Origin of the sequence: Priestia sp. JSM ZJ58 (genome assembly GCF_044383985.1) — a bacterium.
Lineage (GTDB): Bacteria > Bacillota > Bacilli > Bacillales > Bacillaceae_H > Priestia > Priestia zanthoxyli.
On the sequence record NZ_JBISEM010000001.1, the window covers coordinates 3,464,933 to 3,481,667 of the forward strand.

A 16,735-nucleotide genomic window follows, 5' to 3' on the forward strand; every position below is an offset into this window, starting at 1 on the left:
TGCGAAAAAAAGTGATGTAGTTATGTCTTAATCTCTTTGAATTCACCGCCGGTTTGAGCTTTTTTTATGAGTTTCTTGGGAAACACTGATAGAATAAGGAATGTAATAAATTTGTAACACTCTTATCAAGGTAATTTTTTTAGGGAAAGGAATTTTCAAGAGATGATTAAATTATTTGTAAGCGACTTAGATGGAACTCTTTTACACGAAGAAAAATACGTAGAACAGCATAATGCAGACGCACTTAGTGAACTTCAGCGCCAAGGAGTAGAGGTTTGTCTTGCTTCTGGACGAATGGATACGGAAATTTTAAAGATTTCTACTGATATTAATAATACATTTCATCGCATTAGCCAAAACGGAGGATTTGTGTGGACCAAAGAAAATCAAGAACTTCATGGAAAAGTGTTTGAAGATGATTTAGCGGTTCAACTTTATAAAAAAACGATAGATCCTAACCGTATTACGCTTGTCTGTTCAAACGACACGAATTATGTAGAGCAGCGAAATGAAATTATTGAAGCAATTGAAACTCACATGTTTTTCCCTATCGAAGAACAAATTGAAATGACAGATTCATTTGGTCACGCTCTTTCTCCATCTAAAATCACGGTTCTTGGAGATCATGATGAAATGGTAGCTCTGCAAAAAGAAGTGAACGAAGAGTTTGGTGATTATATTGATACATATATTTCTGCCAAGCAGTGTTTGGATATTATGCCTAAACATATCAGCAAAGGAAATGCCATTGAAATTTTATTAAATCATCTTCAGCTAAAACCAGAGGAAATTGCATGTGTGGGGGATTCATTTAATGATATTCCTATGTTTCAATTAACACCGAACAGTTTCGCTATGGCTACAGCTCCTGAAGCTGTTCAGCGCCATGCCTCTGCTGTTGTGTCATCTGTTAGTGAAGCAGCGCGTATTGTTTTAGAAAAAAATAAGCAAACAATCTAAAAAAAGCGGTCAACGTTTAAATTGACCGCTTTTATCTATTTAATAAGAAAATGGTATTTATTTTTTTCGTAAAGAACGAAAAAAATCACCTAAGCTTTTTTGCTTCCCATCTGCATGCTCTCCATGATTAACCAAGCTGCTGATTCTTTCTCGTCGAACAACAACCATAATAAGAGTGGCAAAAAAGATAATGGAAACGGCAATGACAACCAGTGCAAGAACGGATGCTACAATAGCTTCAGAAGTCGTTAGTGACGATAGCATCTGCCTCGTACACCTCCATTTCGTTTGTGGCGAAAAGGAGCCTAGCAATTAGAAATGCAAATAATCTTTTTTCTCAGCTTGATGCATGTTATTATACACCATTTTCATTTTAGAAGCTGTAGCTTTTAAAGACGTAGACGAATCCACATCTTCGGCTAACATAATGTTTACTAAGTCAACCACAGAACGAGACAACAACTCTACATTATTTTGCAACTCTAATTCGTCATAAGTCGTACGGTCTTGAAGACGAAGTCGAATAATTTCATTTGCTAGCTCCCTAACACGCACTAATTGTTGATGTTCTCCCATAGTATCTCCGCCGCAAGAAACTTATAATCAGCCCTTTTATTGGCTTTTATAAGAGCTAGAAATTCCTGCAGCTTACCCCTCCTTATAAAGATGCCTAGCACACCTTTATGTAAATCGCACTTTCACCTTGTTTACATGTATATTCGCTATAGCTGGTTCTTTTTCCTTTTGAAATTAGCAGCCATCGTCAACGACCTTCTTGGTTTATCGTTCAGGTTTCAAATTTTTAAGGGTGTGATATACGAAAATTAAAACGCCAATAGCCGTAAGTGTTGCTCCTACTGCCACTAGGGGTGTAAAAGCTTGGTTTTCTAGTACGATCATGAGAAATAAACCAATCATCATGACCGGTAATCCTATATTATGCAACCATACGTGCAGTTTAGCTAATTTACTTTCGCTAAACGCAGGAAACAAATAATAAATAAGTCCCGCTAACGTAAGCGACGTCCATCCTAATAAATTAATGTGCACGTGAACAGGCGTCAAAGCGTAGCTGTGAACAATTGACATATAATACCCCAATATGATGCCAATTCCAAAATAAACGGCTGATATTTTAATTAATTTAATTCCCATCGTTTTCTCCCCCTTATATCCCCTCCGACTTCTGTACTACTTTACGCAGGAAACATCATTTTAGAAGCGGCTGATTAACCAAAGGACACGAAATACGGAGTATGATATCTAAAAAGAGGATTCTTTACCGCAAACACAAAAAACAGCTGAGCAAAAGTACTCAGCCGTCTATTTTAAGCAATATAATGCAGCACAAAATTCAAGAAAAACAATAGCGCGCTTACATACATAAACATCGATACTTCACGCATTTTACCAAGGAATAATTTAAGCAGTGGATACGCAATGAACCCAAATGCAATTCCATCAGCAATGCTGTACGTAAGAGGAATAAGCGCAATAATTAAAAATGCAGGGAAACCTTCTGTTAAGTCCTGTAAATTGATGTTTTTGATATTTTGAATCATCAATGCTCCAATAACAATAAGAATAGGTGCAATAGCACTATCTGGAACCAGCTTGATAAATGGAATAAACAGAAGTGAACTTAAAAATAAAACTCCTGTAATCAGCGATGTTAAACCCGTTCGCCCTCCAGCTGCAATACCAGATGCTCCTTCTACAGAAGACACCGTTGGACTTGTTCCAAACACGCCGCTTAGTAACGCTGAGGCAGCTGTTGCTTGAAAGGCCCGCGGAAATTTGCTATCTTGATTCATCATACCTAGCTGACCATGCAGCAACCCGATATTTTCAAAAATCAATACCATTGTTAATGAAAAGACAGCTGCCCAAAACGCAACGTCTCCAATAGCTCCAAAAGACAATGTGCCAAAGCTGCTAAAGAAGGCGTTCACGCTCCCAGCGGAATGTCCTTTTTCTGCACTGCTTCTTACACCAAGTAAGAAGGCAAGGACTGATCCAGCAATCATGCTTAACAAAAAGTTACCTTTCACATTTCGGATAAACAGTACGATTGTGATAATTAACGTCAACAGCGTACTGATTACAAACGGATCTGACAAGTCTCCAAGTGCTACAAAAGTGTTCTCGCTTGGAACTACAAGCTTCCCTTTTTGCAAACCGATAAATGTTAAAAATAAGCCAACACCGACTGTTATCGCTTCTTTTAGCGAATGCGGAATCGAAGAGACAATTTTGGCAGACAGTCGTGAAAAAGCTAATGCTATAAAAAGAAAGCCGGATATCACTACTGCTAATAACCCTTCTTGCCAAGATAACCCCATTGATTGAACCATCGTATACGTAAACAACGCATTAATCCCCATACCTGGCACCAGGATGAGAGGCGCATTTGCCCAAAAAGCCATAATAACACAGCCTACAAAAGCCGAAGCTACTGTTGCGAATATTCCTGCTTCAAGCGGAATACCGGCATCAGACAAAATGGTTGAATTAACAGCTATAATATACACGATGGAAAGAAATGAAATGACCCCAGCTAAGCTTTCTTTTCCGACAGTTGTTTGGTGGTCGTTTAAACGAAACAACTTTTCAAATAATGCGTTCAATCTAATTTCCTTCTTTTCATCTATCCCTCGCCCACCCAGTGACCAAAAATGCCACCGAAGTTATTATAGCAAAATCAACAATTGTTGCAAGGAAAACTTGTCTTCTTTAGCTTAAGCGTTCATTCCTTATTTAAAACTGTTATCATTTTCTAAACGCAACGTCTTGCATTCATTCTATATATACCTTGGATTGGACATAATAAAAGAGCGCTTTATCAGCGCTCACTGTTTTAATAATAAGGATAATATGGTGGGTACGGCGGATAATATGGGGCTGGATAACCGTAATAACCTGGACCTCCTAGTGCACTTCCAAGAACTAATCCTCCAAGAAATGGAGCTCCAAAGCCCCAACCCCAAGGGCGACCAAAGCCAAAGCCGAACCCCGGACGGCCGAAGCCAAAACCAGGACGACCAAAACCAAAACCTGGGCGACCGAAACCGAATCCTGGACGACCAAATCCTCCAAAACCACCGAATGGTCTTCTTATGTCATTAATATCAAATTCTTGCATGATACATGCCTCCTCAAATTATATTTCATTCTCTTTATTACATATGTTATTCACCTACTTCTTGCATAGGCAATCGCCTCTTTTTTTGTGATTTCTTAAAAAATATTCATTTTCTACCACCTCATTAGGATTAAACAAGCGTACAAACATATATTTTTTAAGGCTTTGAAACATACTACATGTAACTTATGTAAAATAAGAGAGATGAAACGAGGAATGCACCTTTATAATTTGCAGCAGCTGCTGCAATGAGAAATAAACATAATATGAAAGCATAAAAAGAACGCTCAACAAACATGTTGACCGTTCTTCTTATGAAAATACATAGCGATTTTTTATTAATTTATCTGACCCTTTGCTTGACCGTATATGCCCTAAAGCTATATAATCCCCTTTTTATACAATGCGCTTTGAACATAAAATCATAGGAGCGTCTCCCCAAACGCTGCTATGTATGTATATCTGTAATCGCTTACAAACCTTTAATAAAAAACCGATATGATTTTCTATCTATTTACATTAAACAATATTTTAGGCTAAATTTCAACACATTTTTTGTTTTTCTTTGTACTCAGCAAAAAAAACAGGTGATATAGCACAGTGATTTTCCTTTTTTCCTGTCCCTTTTACTTATATCCATAATCGTTTATAGTTTATAACGAAAGGAAGTGACATAATGTCTGATCAACTAGAAGAATACTTAGAACGAGGAATGTACGGAGCAAAGGAAACAAAAAGAGACGAAAGAAGATATTTCTTAACTGCTCTACGTGAGAATATTGAAATTGCGCTAAAAAAAGGGCAAGTCATGAAAAAGGATGCAGCAAAAATAAAGCCTCTTTTAAAAAAAGTGAAAGACGGTCATTTGTTTTTAAATGGCTCTTTGTCTTATTCATACCTCTCCCCTTATATTCAAGTGGCTAACCAACATAAAGTGCCTTTTACCATCGTTCAGAACTTAGAAGCTGATACCGATATTGGTCTAGTTTTAACGGGTTCTGAAGGCAGTTTGGAACGAGATATCTTTTTAGACTAAAAAAAGAGGTTGACACATAACGAAATGAATCCAATCAACTGCTAGAAGGAACGAGACAGATAAAACTATATTCACCATCAAAAAAAAAACGAACCATTGATCAACATGTGATCAATGGTTCGTTTTTCACTTCGTCTAAAATACTTTTGTTGCAGCCTCTTTTTTATTTAGCAAACACGTGATGATCAATTGTTTTAATTACAGCACGTGAACGAATCCAGTTATCGGTAGCTGTTTTTGGATTATAAAAGTAAATGGAATCGTCTAAACGATCTTTTCTAGTCAACGCTTGCTCTACTGCTTTTTTCGAATCTTCTGAAGCAGGTTTGTTAATTGATCCGTTTTGAACCGGTGAAAAAGCGTATGCTTTTCCGACAACTTGTTTAATAACTCCTGTTACCGTATCTGGAAACTTCGGAGAATCTACACGGTTTAACACCACTGTTGCTACCCCTACTTTTCCTTCATACGATTCGCCTTTTGCTTCGGCTTCTACTAAGCGAGCTAATAAATCTTTTTCGCTTGACGAAATCGAAACTGCAGGTGTTTCCTGGTCTGCAGGTTTGGCTTCTGGTTTTGGTTCTGGCTTAGCCGTATTAGCAGGTGCTGCCGTTGAAGGTTCCGTTGTTTCAGCAGCCAGCACTTTTGTCTTACTCGGAATAGCTAATGTTTCACCAATATAAATCATATCTCCTTGACGATTGTTTAATTTTTTAATATCGTCAATTGTTACACTATATCTTTTACCTAACTTCCAAAGACTATCGCCTTTGACTACTTTATAATTAGTTGCAGCCGTAGCTGTTGCATTAAAACCTATAAATGAAAGAGTAGCTAAACAAGCTACTACCATTGATTTCATATAACTATGTTTCATAGGTAATACCTCCTGAAATTTCGTATGGTATTACTCTATCATAGCTATATGGGGGTTTCACCGAACGATTCAATTACATTTCTTTAAGTTTGATGAACAAAATTACGTTCGGAACACAAATATGACATTGTACCTTATTTTTTGTCATAATCACGGTAATTTTTCTAAAATACAGGTATATTTTCCCGCATTATTTCAGTTTAATCAGAAATTTCTTCATTCGTTTTTCCCTTATAATTCTTATGATAAACATTTAAATTCATCTACTTTTACACAAAAGAGCTGAATGTTGTAATCAACATTCAGCTCTTTTTAATCTTCGATCTCAATTTCTACAACATCATAGAAATCAATCACTAGCTTAGCACCCGTATCATCCATAAACGTAAAAACGTCTTGATCATCTGATAAATGTATCACGTATCCGGTCAACTGCTGTTCACTGTTGTCGTAAACAGTAGTAATTAGAATTTTTTTATGATCTACATATGCTTCTTCTAATAACGAATGGAGGTCATAGTCCCCGTCATCTTCGGGCCGGTTCGTTAACAGCATCCCATAAGTCGTCATTCCATTTTTATCTTTCCATATATGATCTGCAAAATAAAAAGGTGCTGTACTTTTTCGAAACTCATCCATAATATCCCTCCTATAACTAAACACGTTTATTCGCTCTTACTATACGTTACTAAATAAACGCACAAGCACTTGTAACAGTATATTCTCTACTGTACAGGCTCATACATCCATTATATAAGGCATAATCAAATAATGCCATCATTTCGTTTAACTCCTAGGAATTTCTAGATACGTATAGGTAAAATCGCCTCCGCGTCCGGCGATTCCACGAAAATGTTTGAAATCAGGGCGATTTACTAAAAAAGGGCGAAAAGCAAGAAAGTCTTCTTTTTTAACTTTAATTTCGGTTACTTTTCCTTCACTTAACTCATTTAACATATTGATTACTGTTTGTTCATCCATTCAGTTCCACCTCGTTTTTAGCTGTTCAGCCAATTTTGCAGAGACGCAAATTGAGCTTCAGCTTCTTTATATCCTTGGTTATAAAGAGCGTCGAGACGCTCACGATTCTTCTCAATTCGCCCTACTACAAGAGGGGATTGCGGACGAATCACAAAGATATTCCCCTGTCTTTCCTGCTCTTCAATATATGACAATGTTTCATTATACAATTTATAGCGGTTCTCAAGCGCACGAGTCAGCCCATCATAATGACGATATTTGCGCTTCAATAACCAAAGCATATTTGATTTCTTTTTTCGATATCCTTCGTTTCGCGTTAGCACAACAATATTTTTTCTATATCCATCCTGCACTGCTTTTTTGATTGGAATCGGATCACTGATTCCTCCATCTAACAGCTCTTTTCCTTTATATGTAACGACAGGTGCTAAAAATGGAAGGGAACTAGAAGCGCGAACCGCTGTCAAAATATCCCGATCATACTCATCAAAATAAACGGGTTCTCCCGTCACGCAGTCCGTTGCTCCTACTACAAGCTTCTCTGTACGCTCAGCAAATGCCTCAAAGTCAAATGGAAGAAGCTGATTAGGAATTTCATCAAAAACGAAATCCATTCCAAATATCTCTTTTGTTTTAAAATAATTTTTCCACGACAAGTAGCGAGGATCCTCTAAAAAATCTAAATTAGCTTTGCGACTTCTTCCTATTTGTCTAGATAAATAAGAAGTGGCATGACAAGCGCCGGCTGAAACGCCAATTACATACGGAAGGTACAGATTTCTTTCCATAAAGTAATCTAAAACTCCGGTTGTATAAAGGCCTCTCATACCGCCTCCTTCGAGCACGAGTCCAGTATCTTTCAATTTCTACACCTTCTAATTCTTATAATTTATGACAAGATTATACCTCGTTTATTATAACGAAAGATGAACAAAGATGGAACTGTGTTGCTTCTCTCTTTCGTTAAAGCTACCAATTCCTTTTATTCCTCAGCACATTTTACTTGTTTTTTCAATTTTATTTTATATTTTTTCAAAAAACCCTTTACTAATTCCCAGTTTTAAGGCAAAATTGTAAAAAAAGAAAACGCTAACTAGTTTTACTATTTTCAAAATTAAAATTATTTAAAAAATTAATAATGAACTAATTTAAAACAAAGGAGCGATGAATGATGAAAATAGCAGAGGTAGGAAACTTGATAGAATTTAAAAATGGCTTACAGGGCATTGTCGAAAAAGTAAATGAAAACTCCGTGATTGTTGATTTGACTTACATGACAAACTACCGGGATTTAGACTTAGAACAGCGAACTGTTGTCAATCACAAAAACTACACGATTATTAATCCCGCTATGTAAAGGGAAAAAGCAACCGGAACGCAAAAACGGTTGCTTTTTTAGTGGTTTTGAAAGAACTGATTCTTTTGTTCTTCTGTAATAATTCCCAGCTTATACATGAGATAAATATACTGTTGAACCTTAACATCCTTCGAACTTTTTTTCACTGTACTCCCTCTTTTCTAAAATGTTTCTTCATACAATAATATATGGCTAAGATAAAAAAAGTTTCCTTAAAGAAACAAAACCAGGCCCCATTTTTTCTTGAAAGGGTCTTATTTTCGTGTGACAATAAGAACAAGCTACTACTACCTACTTACTGAAAGGAATTACTAGCATGTTTGATACTGTATTGTTTATCGTTGCACTTATTGTCATTCTTTTTTTCATCGTGCAGTTCGTTTTTAAACGCAAGCAAACTTCAAATAAAAAAACATCCGCTGAACCCATGAATTATGCCGAAGAAGATTCTAACTCTTACACAAGCTGGAGTGAATCTGCTTCTAATCACGATCACGATGGTGATGGTGATGGTGATGGGAACGCGGATGCTGACGGAAGATAGAAAAAAGCCTCTTCTTATGAAGAGGCTTTTTTTATTTTGATAACACGCGCTTGCCGTTGGTAAACGAATAATAGCATTCACCTGTATAGATGTCTTGGCTTTCATGTACATGAACACCACATTTATCTTCAAGTGCAGCTTTCATCATGGATTTGGCTACGTTATACGCTTTAATTGGACGATATTTTCTCCACTTTCCTACAAGGCAAAATGAACACGACTTTAACGTGTATCCCCCAAGCTTTTCAAATAGGCGAAACTCTTGGCGCTTGCCTAATAATAACGATGGGCGGAAAAAGTGAGTAGAACGGATATACAAGCTTGCGATATCTTCTTCTACTTGCCCCTTTACTTTACTGTAAAAGAATGGCGAACGAAGATCAGCACCAATTGCTGTAATCGTTAAAAAGTTTTTGCAGCGATATTTTTCTGCACATTTAGCCGCTTTTAAAGGAAATTCGTAGTCAACTTTAATGAATTTCGCTTTTGTTTTTGCTTTTTTCATTGTCGTGCCTAAACAGCAATATACATCATCAACTGCAAAGCATTCTTCGTGCTTATCAAGCTCTGAAAAATCAATTTCAAGCTGACGTAGCTTTGTGTGTTCGATTGGTAGCTTTTTTCGAACAAACACTGTCACATGGTTATATAAGCTGTTGCTTAATAACATTTTTAAAAGTTCTTGACCAACAAGTCCGCTTGCACCTAATACTAATGCTGATCTCTGTGACATTCTTTCACCTTCTCATCTGTTGTTTTTGCAATGGAAAACAGGTTGCATACACAACCTGTTTGTTCGAATTAACGATTATCAATTGTTTCTGGGTATAAATCATGATTCATCAGGCGATAATTAGCCATTTCTTCATACTTCGTACCAGGACGGCCATAGTTTGTATATGGATCAATTGAAATCCCGCCGCGTGGTGTGAATTTTCCCCATACTTCAATATATCTTGGATTCATCAGTTTAATTAAGTCATTCATAATAATATTCATACAGTCTTCATGGAAATCTCCATGGTTACGGAAGCTGAACAAATAAAGCTTTAACGACTTGCTTTCCACCATTTTTTCATCTGGAATGTAACTAATATAAATGGTTGCGAAATCCGGCTGACCCGTTTTTGGACATAAGCTCGTAAATTCCGGACAGTTAAATTTCACAAAATAATCACGATTTGGATGTTTGTTATCAAATGCTTCTAGAATCTCTGGTGAATATTCAAACAAATAGTTTGTTCCTTGATTTCCAAGGAGTGATACACCTTCTAATTCTTCATCTTTTCGACCGCTCATTTGCATTTCCTCTCTTTCTACGATTGTCATTCTAACAGCGTTTTTTTATTTTGTATATATCTGTTTTTATTTTTCTTTGTAAATTTTTTGCTATGCGCTTACACGCCTCGTTTATTTCCCCAAACAAGGGCGTGAACCTGCGGCAGAACTCTTACATCGTTCATGTTTTTAGCTGCCACTGCCTTGTCGATTAACCACTCATACTTTTTAAGCAATTCTTGTGTTAACGACGCATTATCGATTGTCGTTAAGTCCTCGTTGCCTACTTGAACAAAAAATGGAACCTCAGGATAACGTTCATGAACAGACGCTGCATACTCAAAGTCCTCATCATTAAATACAACGACTTTTATGCTTATGTGCGCCATGCGTTTTTCCTTTATTAATGTCTCTATAATATCGTCTAATACGGAGAAATTTGTTTTCATTAATGAACTTGGAGGCTTAGGAGAAATCGTTAAATCATCGATCTTTAGGAACCAATCCTGATAACGGCTTCCCTGTGTTTCAAGAGCTGCTTTTACCCCATGACTGTGCAAAAGCTCTACAAGTGAACCAATCGCCTTGATAAGCGCAGGGTTTCCTCCAGAAATGGTGACGTGATCAAAGCACTCTCCTCCAATTTCTTTAAGCTCCGTCCAAATTTGTTCTGCTGTTAGCTGACGAATATCGTTTTTAGCTGATCCATCCCATGTAAAAGCTGAATCACACCAGCTGCAGGAATAATCACAGCCTGCGGTACGAACAAACATCGTCTTACGTCCTACAACCATTCCTTCCCCTTGAATCGTTGGGCCGAATATTTCAAGTACTGGAATTGTATTAGCCACGTTTTTTCACCTTCTTTGGGCGGTAAACCACGTAACTTGTCGGCGTTTCCCGCACGAATACTTGTACGCAAGAAGGCTTATTTGGTAGTGTGTCTAGATATTCTTGAACCAACTCATAAATTTTACGAGCAACAACTTCAGTTGTAGGAAAATCATTTGGATTTTCTTCGTTAAAGATAGAATGATCGTTCAATAATGTATGATCAAATTGACCAGAAACAATTTTTTTCAATAGCGCAAAGTTTACTAAAAAGCCCGCTTCGTCTAATGTATCTCCGGCAACAGTTAAATTTACAAAATACGTATGTCCATGGACTTGACGGCATTTTCCTGCTTCTGTATGAGGAACAAAATGTGCCGCAGCAAACTGCATATCTTTGTTCAATTCATATTCATAGTCATGAAAGACTTGAGGATACATTTGTTGCAGCATTATTTTTCTCCTCCTTCTTTTGTTTGCAAGTATTGATCTAACCCGCGTTTTCGCAATTGACATGCGGGACATTCGCCGCACCCATCAGCAACAATACCGTTGTAGCACGTTAATGTTTTTTCACGCACATATTCAAGCGCTCCTAGCTCATCCGCTAACGCCCACGTTTCTGCTTTATCAATCCACATAAGCGGCGTATGAATCACAAACTCGAAGTCCATTGATAAATTAAGCGTGACGTTTAACGATTTCACAAATACGTCTCGACAGTCTGGATATCCCGAAAAATCAGTTTCACAAACGCCTGTTACGATATGACGGCCTCCGCTGTTTTTAGCCAGTACGGCAGCAAATGATAAAAATAACAGATTGCGGCCATCCACAAACGTTGTAGGCAACTCTCCTTCTTTTTGCTCAATTTCAATATCATCTCGCGTTAAGGCATTTGGTGCTAATTGATTTAAAAGTGACATATCTAGGACGGTATGCTTCACACCTAAATCAGCTGCGATAGCTTTTGCTACCTCTATCTCTTGACTATGACGCTGACCGTATTGGAAAGTAACCGTTTCTACTTCTTTAAAGTTTTTCAAAGCCCAAAATAGACATGTTGTACTATCTTGACCTCCGCTAAATACAACAATAGCTTTTTCATTTTTCATCATTATTGTTCGTCTCCTTTTTGATTGAAATCAAAAGAAGAAGAAACTTTATTGAACCGTTCGTTCCCTTTGTGACTAATTTTATAACACAAAAAAGAGACTGCTCTTTTCCAGCAATCTCCCTAAAAAGCAACTAAGATACACGTCCTCGCCAGCATACACGTCAAAAAGACGTGTTGATAGAAAAGCACGTGAAAGAAGACACGCTAAAACCGTGTCTTTTGTCATCAACGATGATCTTAGTTTTTTATAGAGGGAGTTTTCGAACCTCTCCCGTACATATACAAACGTGTACGGCGTTTCTTCTTGAATTGTCATCGTATACTATACCACATACGTATAAATAATGCTATGTTTGTTGGCTTCTATCACCTTTAGCTGCCTTATTTCTCTTTATATAAGAAAGCGCAATAAATAACAACGGAAAACAGACGCTTAGTACAAATAAATAAAACGGCCAGTAATATTTTTCAAAATAATTGAAGTATGCTGTATTTGGAATAATGTAATACGCCACGCCTGTAATGATTAGACCTAAAGGAAAGCTCAAAAAATTGCGCACCCGTAAATTACATAATTGAGCGATACTTAACTGAATAGCATAGAACACAATGACAACTTTAAAAAAGATAGATAACATCCAAATAATAGCTACTAATACTTCAACATGCTGTATCGTTGCACCTAACGAAATCATTTTTCCTAATAAATAAACTGGGTAGCTGTGCATTGATGCAATATTCGCGCCAAGAGCTAATATACAAGCCGCAACTGCAATCGTAATCGTCAAGCCCGATGCCACAGTGCCGATAACAATCATTCTTTTTACCTTTTTGCCATCTTTTATATGAGGCGTAATCATTAGCACAAAAATCAATTCCATAAACGGATTTCCTAAGAAATACGTGGTTCCTAACACTAAATCATCCATGCGGAATTCAAACAAAGGGTAAAGACGATCCAGTTTCATCTGAGGAATATTTAACGAAATTAACAATAAAAAAGGGACGACGATCCACGGTAAAAAGATTTCCGCGGTTCTCGCTATCACTTCAATGCCTAAATACCCTCCGTATATAACCGCTAAAATCACAAGAGCATGAATCCACGTAGGCAGCGTTTCAGGGACAATTTGCGTCGTCATAAATGTACTGATATCTCGAAGGGAAAACGTAGATTGAATGAACATAAAAAAAATGTAAATAAGAGACATACACGCTCCGGCGTAAGGACCTAGCGCTTTTTTAGCTATTTCAATGAACGTTTGCTGAGGGTAACGGTGCATCAGCCATAACAGCACCGCAACAATTAAAAGGGCAAAGCCAATAGCAAGCACACTACATACCCAGGCATTTTGTCTATTCGTTTCTAATAACGTAGCCGGAACTGCCAAAATAGCGCTTCCGATACAAAAAAAATAAATGAGAAAAAGAAGTTGTTTCGGAGTAATAAATTCTTTTATTTGCATCATACACCCCTTCTCTCCTACATGCTTACGTAAATAACAGATGATGAACGGTTTTAGTAAGAGGCTTAATGAGTTCCTCTAAAAAGTACAGAGGCGTAGGTACTTCTTTACGGAGTGTAATGGCTCCCCAAAAGAATAAACCCATACCTATAAGACAAAGATAGACAACGATTTCACGGTAATACTTTTCCTTTCGGAAGTTAATCATAATTTTTTTAGTCAAATAAGCAAGAAGTACGAGTAAGGCGATAAATCCCTCCATTTTCTTTCTCCTTAATGCTTCATTTGCTTCATATATGAGTTATTTAACGTGCCTAAGCGACGGATTTGAACTTTGGCATCTAAATCGACGGTTAAATCTTCTGCGTAAATTCTGTTCCAGTCTCTTTTCATTTTGTACCATCTCTTTACATCTTGTCTGTAAAACGTTTCTCCAAAACCGAAGATATCACTTTTATAATCTTTTTGAGCTTTTTCCACTGCGTCATTCATTTTTTCTTTTACGTCCGCTGCTGTTTTTCGTTCGAGCATATTGATTACAGCTGGGTCCTGTAAGTTTACTTGACACTCTACATCTGCCACGTTTGCTTCACCTTTTAAATCCACGTGAATATGAGGCTTATGGTTTTTCATAGAAGCCGTTACCTTCACGTTCGTTCGAAGCATTTCTACTCCGATGATATCGTGCTGTTTTTCTTTTCCTTCGCATGGAATAACAATTAACGTACTTTTTACATTTCCTGTAATATAGTTATATCCTTTACTTTCGTCTTCATTGAACCAGCCGATCAGCTTATCATTTTGAAAGACACCTAATCCTTTAAAATTGAGCAGGGTGGACAGATTGGTCCGGGAAATGCTCGACATATCTCCTGCCTTTTTCACGTCGCCTTTGACCAATACTCCCGATAACACCGCCTGCTTTCCTTCGCTCGTTAAGTTACTGATCAGTTCATTTAACTTTACGCCTCTAGTGGGTGCCCAAATACGCTGAGAGACGTCTAATGAAGCAAACATATGGTTAGCTGGTATTTTTTCAATTGTTGTTAATACGTTCAGAACGCTCGATGCTTTCGTGTTTTTAGCAACAACAACAAAATAATCGGTACGCACTTCATGATCCCGAGCAAAGAAATCAAGCACTTCAGCAATACCCTCTTCCGCCATGCTTTCGCTAATGACTAGCATTCGTAAATGAGAAAGATAAATTTTCCGCGGGGATTTTGTCGTTATTTTTCTTAACCCTTCCATTACAGACGAAGCCTTAATAGAGAATGTGGTAACAGAAGGCCCGTTTGTAGGGGTTTTGGCCTGAATATCACCAGGGTTAATCAGCTGAACTGTAACAATAATGCCATCTTCTGCTTTATCAATTCCGACAGCAACCGTAATGGCTAGCTCATTCAACTCTCGACTGCTCCAGCAGCCGCTTAACAGCAATGAACAGATACATAACATCAGAAATGCTTTCATAGTAACCGGCCACCTTTGCACAGTTTAGTTTTTTTGCGTCTTTTGACGTGAAATATTCTTCTCGTTAATAAGCTTTGGCCTTGTTTTCATTTTTTTGATCGAACGTCTAATTAGAACATCCTTTTGATCACGCTTCACAAAGGGAGCCATAGGTGTCATATAAGGGACTCCAAATGACCTTAAGCTGCATAAATGTAAAATCATTAAAATTAGCCCGAGGATAATACCGAACAAGCCAAAAGTAGCTGCTAAAACCATTAAAATAAAGCGCAGCATCCTTACTGCAATGGCCATATCATACACCGGTGAAACAAAGTTACTAATAGCGGTGATGGATACAACGATAACCATTGCAGGCGATACTAATCCAGCTTGTACGGCGGCTTCTCCTAAAACGAGTGCTCCCACGATTGAAATAGCTGAACCTACTGCTCGAGGCAATCGGACTCCCGCTTCTCGCAAAATTTCAAACGTGATTTCCATAATAAACGCTTCAATAATAGCTGGAAAAGGCACACCTTCCCTTTGAGCTGCAATACTAATTAACAAAGCAAAAGGAAGCATCTCTTGATGAAAAGTAGTTAAAGCAATATAAGCAGAAGGTGTTAAAAGGGCTAAGAAAAATGCCATGTAGCGCATTAAGCGAATCAATGTACTAATATCTGCGCGCTGGTAATAATCTTCGGCCGCCTGAAAAAATTGAATAAATAGGGCAGGAACCATCAATACAAAAGGTGTACCGTCTACTAAAATGGCTATCCGCCCCTCTAAAAGACCTGCTGCCACGGAGTCTGGACGCTCCGTGTTATGCATAGTAGGAAAAGGTGTATAATCTTCATCTTGAATCAACTCTTCGATATATCCGCTCTCCAAAATACCGTCTATATCAATTTTAGAAAGACGCTCTTTTACCTCTTGAATGACCTGTTCATCCGCAATGCCGTCTATATAAACGAGCGCAATATCCGTTTTTGTAAACTCTCCTATTTGCTGAGATTCAATCCAAAGTTTTGGAGATTTTATTCGGCGCCGAATCAATGCGGTATTCGTTCGCAGTGTTTCTGTAAAACTGTCTCGAGGTCCTCTTACAACGGTCTGAGATTGTGGTTCAGAAACAGCCCTGTCTCTCCACCCTCTTGTACTTGCCACAATACACGTTTGATACCCTTCTAAAAACAGCACGGTATCTCCTGATAAAACATGAAGAAGAGCATCATCCAATGTTTTGGCTTCCATAATTTCACCGGCCGCCAAACTATAGCTTTTAATCAACTCGTACATATTAACGACACCGTCATCATGAGTTAAATGCTCATCGTGATAATGCATAATGGAGTCCAGCGCATAGTGTTCAACTTCATCTTTATTTACCAATCCGTCGATGTAAGCAACACCTAAAGTGAATTTTTCTTCAATTGAAATTCGAAACTCTCTTGTCACTAAGTCCGTGCTCTGTCCCAATGCTTTTTTCATGTGGAAGATATTATCTCCCACTCTCTCCGACAATTTCTGCTCTTCCTCAGTGGAAGAAGCACTAGTTGCCTTAGAGTCCTTCGATTCACCAGCTTTTTCTTTCCGCTGTTTGGATTTATTCGTTAACTCCGATAGTTTTTTAATACGCATTGTTCATCCTCCACTACATTGAACGAAAAGAAACGGAATTTCTTCTTTTT

The 16,735-nt window shown here is 37.7% G+C and carries 22 protein-coding genes and 1 riboswitch; of the genes, 4 read left to right on the forward strand and 18 right to left on the reverse strand.

The genetic code is table 11. The features are described 5' to 3' along the window. Positions 1–162: 162 nt before the first annotated feature. Positions 163–960 (forward strand): Cof-type HAD-IIB family hydrolase, encoded by a 798-nt coding sequence (locus ACH6EI_RS18080; protein ID WP_028414140.1) that lies wholly within the window; start codon positions 163–165, stop codon positions 958–960. Positions 961–1,017: 57 nt separating this feature from the next. Here ACH6EI_RS18080 and ACH6EI_RS18085 read toward each other — a convergent pair whose 3' ends face one another. The 5 genes from ACH6EI_RS18085 to ACH6EI_RS18105 all read right to left on the reverse strand — a co-directional run bounded on the left by ACH6EI_RS18085 (position 1,018) and on the right by ACH6EI_RS18105 (position 4,102). Beyond that, on the reverse strand, positions 1,018–1,224 hold the full coding sequence (locus ACH6EI_RS18085) for a hypothetical protein (protein WP_014461041.1): 207 nt from the start codon (positions 1,222–1,224) through the stop codon (positions 1,018–1,020). 48 nt (positions 1,225–1,272) lie between these two features. Next, positions 1,273–1,536, reverse strand: coding sequence for a hypothetical protein (locus ACH6EI_RS18090; RefSeq protein ID WP_013055998.1), 264 nt, complete (start codon positions 1,534–1,536; stop codon positions 1,273–1,275). A 204-nt stretch (positions 1,537–1,740) separates the two neighbouring features. Then, positions 1,741–2,115 carry a cytochrome-c oxidase gene (locus tag ACH6EI_RS18095; RefSeq protein ID WP_099000146.1) on the reverse strand — a complete coding sequence of 125 codons (375 nt, stop codon included), beginning with the start codon at positions 2,113–2,115 and terminating at the stop codon, positions 1,741–1,743. Between the two features lie 173 nt (positions 2,116–2,288). After that, positions 2,289–3,587: an NCS2 family permease gene (locus tag ACH6EI_RS18100; protein WP_108674520.1), complete on the reverse strand. Its 1,299-nt coding sequence runs from the start codon at positions 3,585–3,587 to the stop codon at positions 2,289–2,291. A 230-nt stretch (positions 3,588–3,817) separates the two neighbouring features. After that, positions 3,818–4,102, reverse strand: coding sequence for a hypothetical protein (locus tag ACH6EI_RS18105; protein WP_097824009.1), 285 nt, complete (start codon positions 4,100–4,102; stop codon positions 3,818–3,820). A 676-nt stretch (positions 4,103–4,778) separates the two neighbouring features. Here ACH6EI_RS18105 and ACH6EI_RS18110 point away from each other — a divergent pair. After that, positions 4,779–5,138, forward strand: coding sequence for a YueI family protein (locus tag ACH6EI_RS18110; RefSeq protein WP_033578386.1), 360 nt, complete (start codon positions 4,779–4,781; stop codon positions 5,136–5,138). Positions 5,139–5,301: 163 nt separating this feature from the next. Here ACH6EI_RS18110 and ACH6EI_RS18115 read toward each other — a convergent pair whose 3' ends face one another. From ACH6EI_RS18115 to ACH6EI_RS18130, 4 genes are all read right to left on the reverse strand, one after another. Then, positions 5,302–6,015, reverse strand: a complete 714-nt coding sequence (locus ACH6EI_RS18115) for a cell wall hydrolase (RefSeq protein ID WP_098112871.1) — start codon at positions 6,013–6,015, stop codon at positions 5,302–5,304. A gap of 312 nt (positions 6,016–6,327) precedes the next feature. Then, positions 6,328–6,654 (reverse strand): hypothetical protein, encoded by a 327-nt coding sequence (locus ACH6EI_RS18120; RefSeq protein WP_013082248.1) that lies wholly within the window; start codon positions 6,652–6,654, stop codon positions 6,328–6,330. A 147-nt stretch (positions 6,655–6,801) separates the two neighbouring features. Further along, a complete protein-coding gene (locus ACH6EI_RS18125; protein ID WP_033578384.1) occupies positions 6,802–6,996 on the reverse strand; it encodes a hypothetical protein in 195 nt (64 codons plus the stop codon). Between the two features lie 17 nt (positions 6,997–7,013). Continuing rightward, positions 7,014–7,859, reverse strand: a complete 846-nt coding sequence (locus ACH6EI_RS18130) for a patatin-like phospholipase family protein (protein ID WP_028414145.1) — start codon at positions 7,857–7,859, stop codon at positions 7,014–7,016. 308 nt (positions 7,860–8,167) lie between these two features. Between ACH6EI_RS18130 and ACH6EI_RS18135 the strand changes: the two genes are divergently transcribed. Together ACH6EI_RS18135 and ACH6EI_RS18140 are read left to right on the forward strand one after the other, a co-directional pair. Then, on the forward strand, positions 8,168–8,353 hold the full coding sequence (locus ACH6EI_RS18135) for a YkvS family protein (RefSeq protein ID WP_013055988.1): 186 nt from the start codon (positions 8,168–8,170) through the stop codon (positions 8,351–8,353). Between the two features lie 316 nt (positions 8,354–8,669). Beyond that, entirely contained in the window at positions 8,670–8,897 is a 228-nt protein-coding gene (locus ACH6EI_RS18140; RefSeq protein ID WP_033578383.1) for a hypothetical protein, read from the forward strand. Between the two features lie 31 nt (positions 8,898–8,928). Here ACH6EI_RS18140 and ACH6EI_RS18145 read toward each other — a convergent pair whose 3' ends face one another. The 9 genes from ACH6EI_RS18145 to ACH6EI_RS18185 all read right to left on the reverse strand — a co-directional run bounded on the left by ACH6EI_RS18145 (position 8,929) and on the right by ACH6EI_RS18185 (position 16,685). Continuing rightward, a complete protein-coding gene (locus tag ACH6EI_RS18145; RefSeq protein ID WP_028414147.1) occupies positions 8,929–9,630 on the reverse strand; it encodes an NAD(P)H-binding protein in 702 nt (233 codons plus the stop codon). Positions 9,631–9,698: 68 nt separating this feature from the next. After that, the gene (gene queF, locus ACH6EI_RS18150; protein WP_013055985.1) at positions 9,699–10,196 is read right to left on the reverse strand and encodes a preQ(1) synthase; all 498 of its coding nucleotides are present in this window, start codon (positions 10,194–10,196) and stop codon (positions 9,699–9,701) included. Positions 10,197–10,294: 98 nt separating this feature from the next. After that, positions 10,295–11,026: a 7-carboxy-7-deazaguanine synthase QueE gene (gene queE, locus ACH6EI_RS18155; protein ID WP_025749424.1), complete on the reverse strand. Its 732-nt coding sequence runs from the start codon at positions 11,024–11,026 to the stop codon at positions 10,295–10,297. Further along, complete coding sequence (queD, locus tag ACH6EI_RS18160) at positions 11,019–11,459, reverse strand: 6-carboxytetrahydropterin synthase QueD (protein ID WP_013055983.1); 441 nt, start codon at positions 11,457–11,459, stop codon at positions 11,019–11,021. Before queD ends, queE begins: the two co-directional genes overlap by 8 nt. Beyond that, the gene (gene queC, locus ACH6EI_RS18165; protein ID WP_028414148.1) at positions 11,459–12,124 is read right to left on the reverse strand and encodes a 7-cyano-7-deazaguanine synthase QueC; all 666 of its coding nucleotides are present in this window, start codon (positions 12,122–12,124) and stop codon (positions 11,459–11,461) included. Before queC ends, queD begins: the two co-directional genes overlap by 1 nt. A gap of 230 nt (positions 12,125–12,354) precedes the next feature. Beyond that, positions 12,355–12,398: riboswitch (PreQ1 riboswitch) on the reverse strand. 72 nt (positions 12,399–12,470) lie between these two features. Beyond that, entirely contained in the window at positions 12,471–13,592 is a 1,122-nt protein-coding gene (locus ACH6EI_RS18170) for a GerAB/ArcD/ProY family transporter (RefSeq protein WP_028414149.1), read from the reverse strand. A gap of 22 nt (positions 13,593–13,614) precedes the next feature. Next, positions 13,615–13,851 (reverse strand): hypothetical protein, encoded by a 237-nt coding sequence (locus ACH6EI_RS18175; RefSeq protein WP_033578382.1) that lies wholly within the window; start codon positions 13,849–13,851, stop codon positions 13,615–13,617. Between the two features lie 11 nt (positions 13,852–13,862). After that, a complete protein-coding gene (locus ACH6EI_RS18180; RefSeq protein WP_028414151.1) occupies positions 13,863–15,062 on the reverse strand; it encodes a Ger(x)C family spore germination protein in 1,200 nt (399 codons plus the stop codon). A gap of 24 nt (positions 15,063–15,086) precedes the next feature. After that, positions 15,087–16,685 carry a spore germination protein gene (locus tag ACH6EI_RS18185; RefSeq protein WP_028414152.1) on the reverse strand — a complete coding sequence of 533 codons (1,599 nt, stop codon included), beginning with the start codon at positions 16,683–16,685 and terminating at the stop codon, positions 15,087–15,089. Positions 16,686–16,735 lie beyond the last annotated feature (50 nt).

What these genes read in the sequence shown, in the direction of transcription:
- ACH6EI_RS18095 (WP_099000146.1), bottom strand. Translation starts at nt 2,115, where the DNA reads ATGGGAATTAAATTAATTAAAATATCAGCCGTTTATTTTGGAATTGGC.
- ACH6EI_RS18125 (WP_033578384.1), bottom strand. Translation starts at nt 6,996, where the DNA reads ATGGATGAACAAACAGTAATCAATATGTTAAATGAGTTAAGTGAAGGA.
- ACH6EI_RS18170 (WP_028414149.1), bottom strand. Translation starts at nt 13,592, where the DNA reads ATGATGCAAATAAAAGAATTTATTACTCCGAAACAACTTCTTTTTCTC.
- queC (WP_028414148.1), bottom strand. Translation starts at nt 12,124, where the DNA reads ATGATGAAAAATGAAAAAGCTATTGTTGTATTTAGCGGAGGTCAAGAT.
- ACH6EI_RS18145 (WP_028414147.1), bottom strand. Translation starts at nt 9,630, where the DNA reads ATGTCACAGAGATCAGCATTAGTATTAGGTGCAAGCGGACTTGTTGGT.
- ACH6EI_RS18105 (WP_097824009.1), bottom strand. Translation starts at nt 4,102, where the DNA reads ATGCAAGAATTTGATATTAATGACATAAGAAGACCATTCGGTGGTTTT.
- ACH6EI_RS18080 (WP_028414140.1), top strand. Translation starts at nt 163, where the DNA reads ATGATTAAATTATTTGTAAGCGACTTAGATGGAACTCTTTTACACGAA.
- ACH6EI_RS18135 (WP_013055988.1), top strand. Translation starts at nt 8,168, where the DNA reads ATGAAAATAGCAGAGGTAGGAAACTTGATAGAATTTAAAAATGGCTTA.
- queF (WP_013055985.1), bottom strand. Translation starts at nt 10,196, where the DNA reads ATGAGCGGTCGAAAAGATGAAGAATTAGAAGGTGTATCACTCCTTGGA.
- ACH6EI_RS18090 (WP_013055998.1), bottom strand. Translation starts at nt 1,536, where the DNA reads ATGGGAGAACATCAACAATTAGTGCGTGTTAGGGAGCTAGCAAATGAA.
- ACH6EI_RS18110 (WP_033578386.1), top strand. Translation starts at nt 4,779, where the DNA reads ATGTCTGATCAACTAGAAGAATACTTAGAACGAGGAATGTACGGAGCA.
- ACH6EI_RS18120 (WP_013082248.1), bottom strand. Translation starts at nt 6,654, where the DNA reads ATGGATGAGTTTCGAAAAAGTACAGCACCTTTTTATTTTGCAGATCAT.
- ACH6EI_RS18185 (WP_028414152.1), bottom strand. Translation starts at nt 16,685, where the DNA reads ATGCGTATTAAAAAACTATCGGAGTTAACGAATAAATCCAAACAGCGG.
- ACH6EI_RS18115 (WP_098112871.1), bottom strand. Translation starts at nt 6,015, where the DNA reads ATGAAACATAGTTATATGAAATCAATGGTAGTAGCTTGTTTAGCTACT.
- queD (WP_013055983.1), bottom strand. Translation starts at nt 11,459, where the DNA reads ATGCTGCAACAAATGTATCCTCAAGTCTTTCATGACTATGAATATGAA.
- ACH6EI_RS18085 (WP_014461041.1), bottom strand. Translation starts at nt 1,224, where the DNA reads ATGCTATCGTCACTAACGACTTCTGAAGCTATTGTAGCATCCGTTCTT.
- ACH6EI_RS18175 (WP_033578382.1), bottom strand. Translation starts at nt 13,851, where the DNA reads ATGGAGGGATTTATCGCCTTACTCGTACTTCTTGCTTATTTGACTAAA.
- ACH6EI_RS18180 (WP_028414151.1), bottom strand. Translation starts at nt 15,062, where the DNA reads ATGAAAGCATTTCTGATGTTATGTATCTGTTCATTGCTGTTAAGCGGC.
- ACH6EI_RS18140 (WP_033578383.1), top strand. Translation starts at nt 8,670, where the DNA reads ATGTTTGATACTGTATTGTTTATCGTTGCACTTATTGTCATTCTTTTT.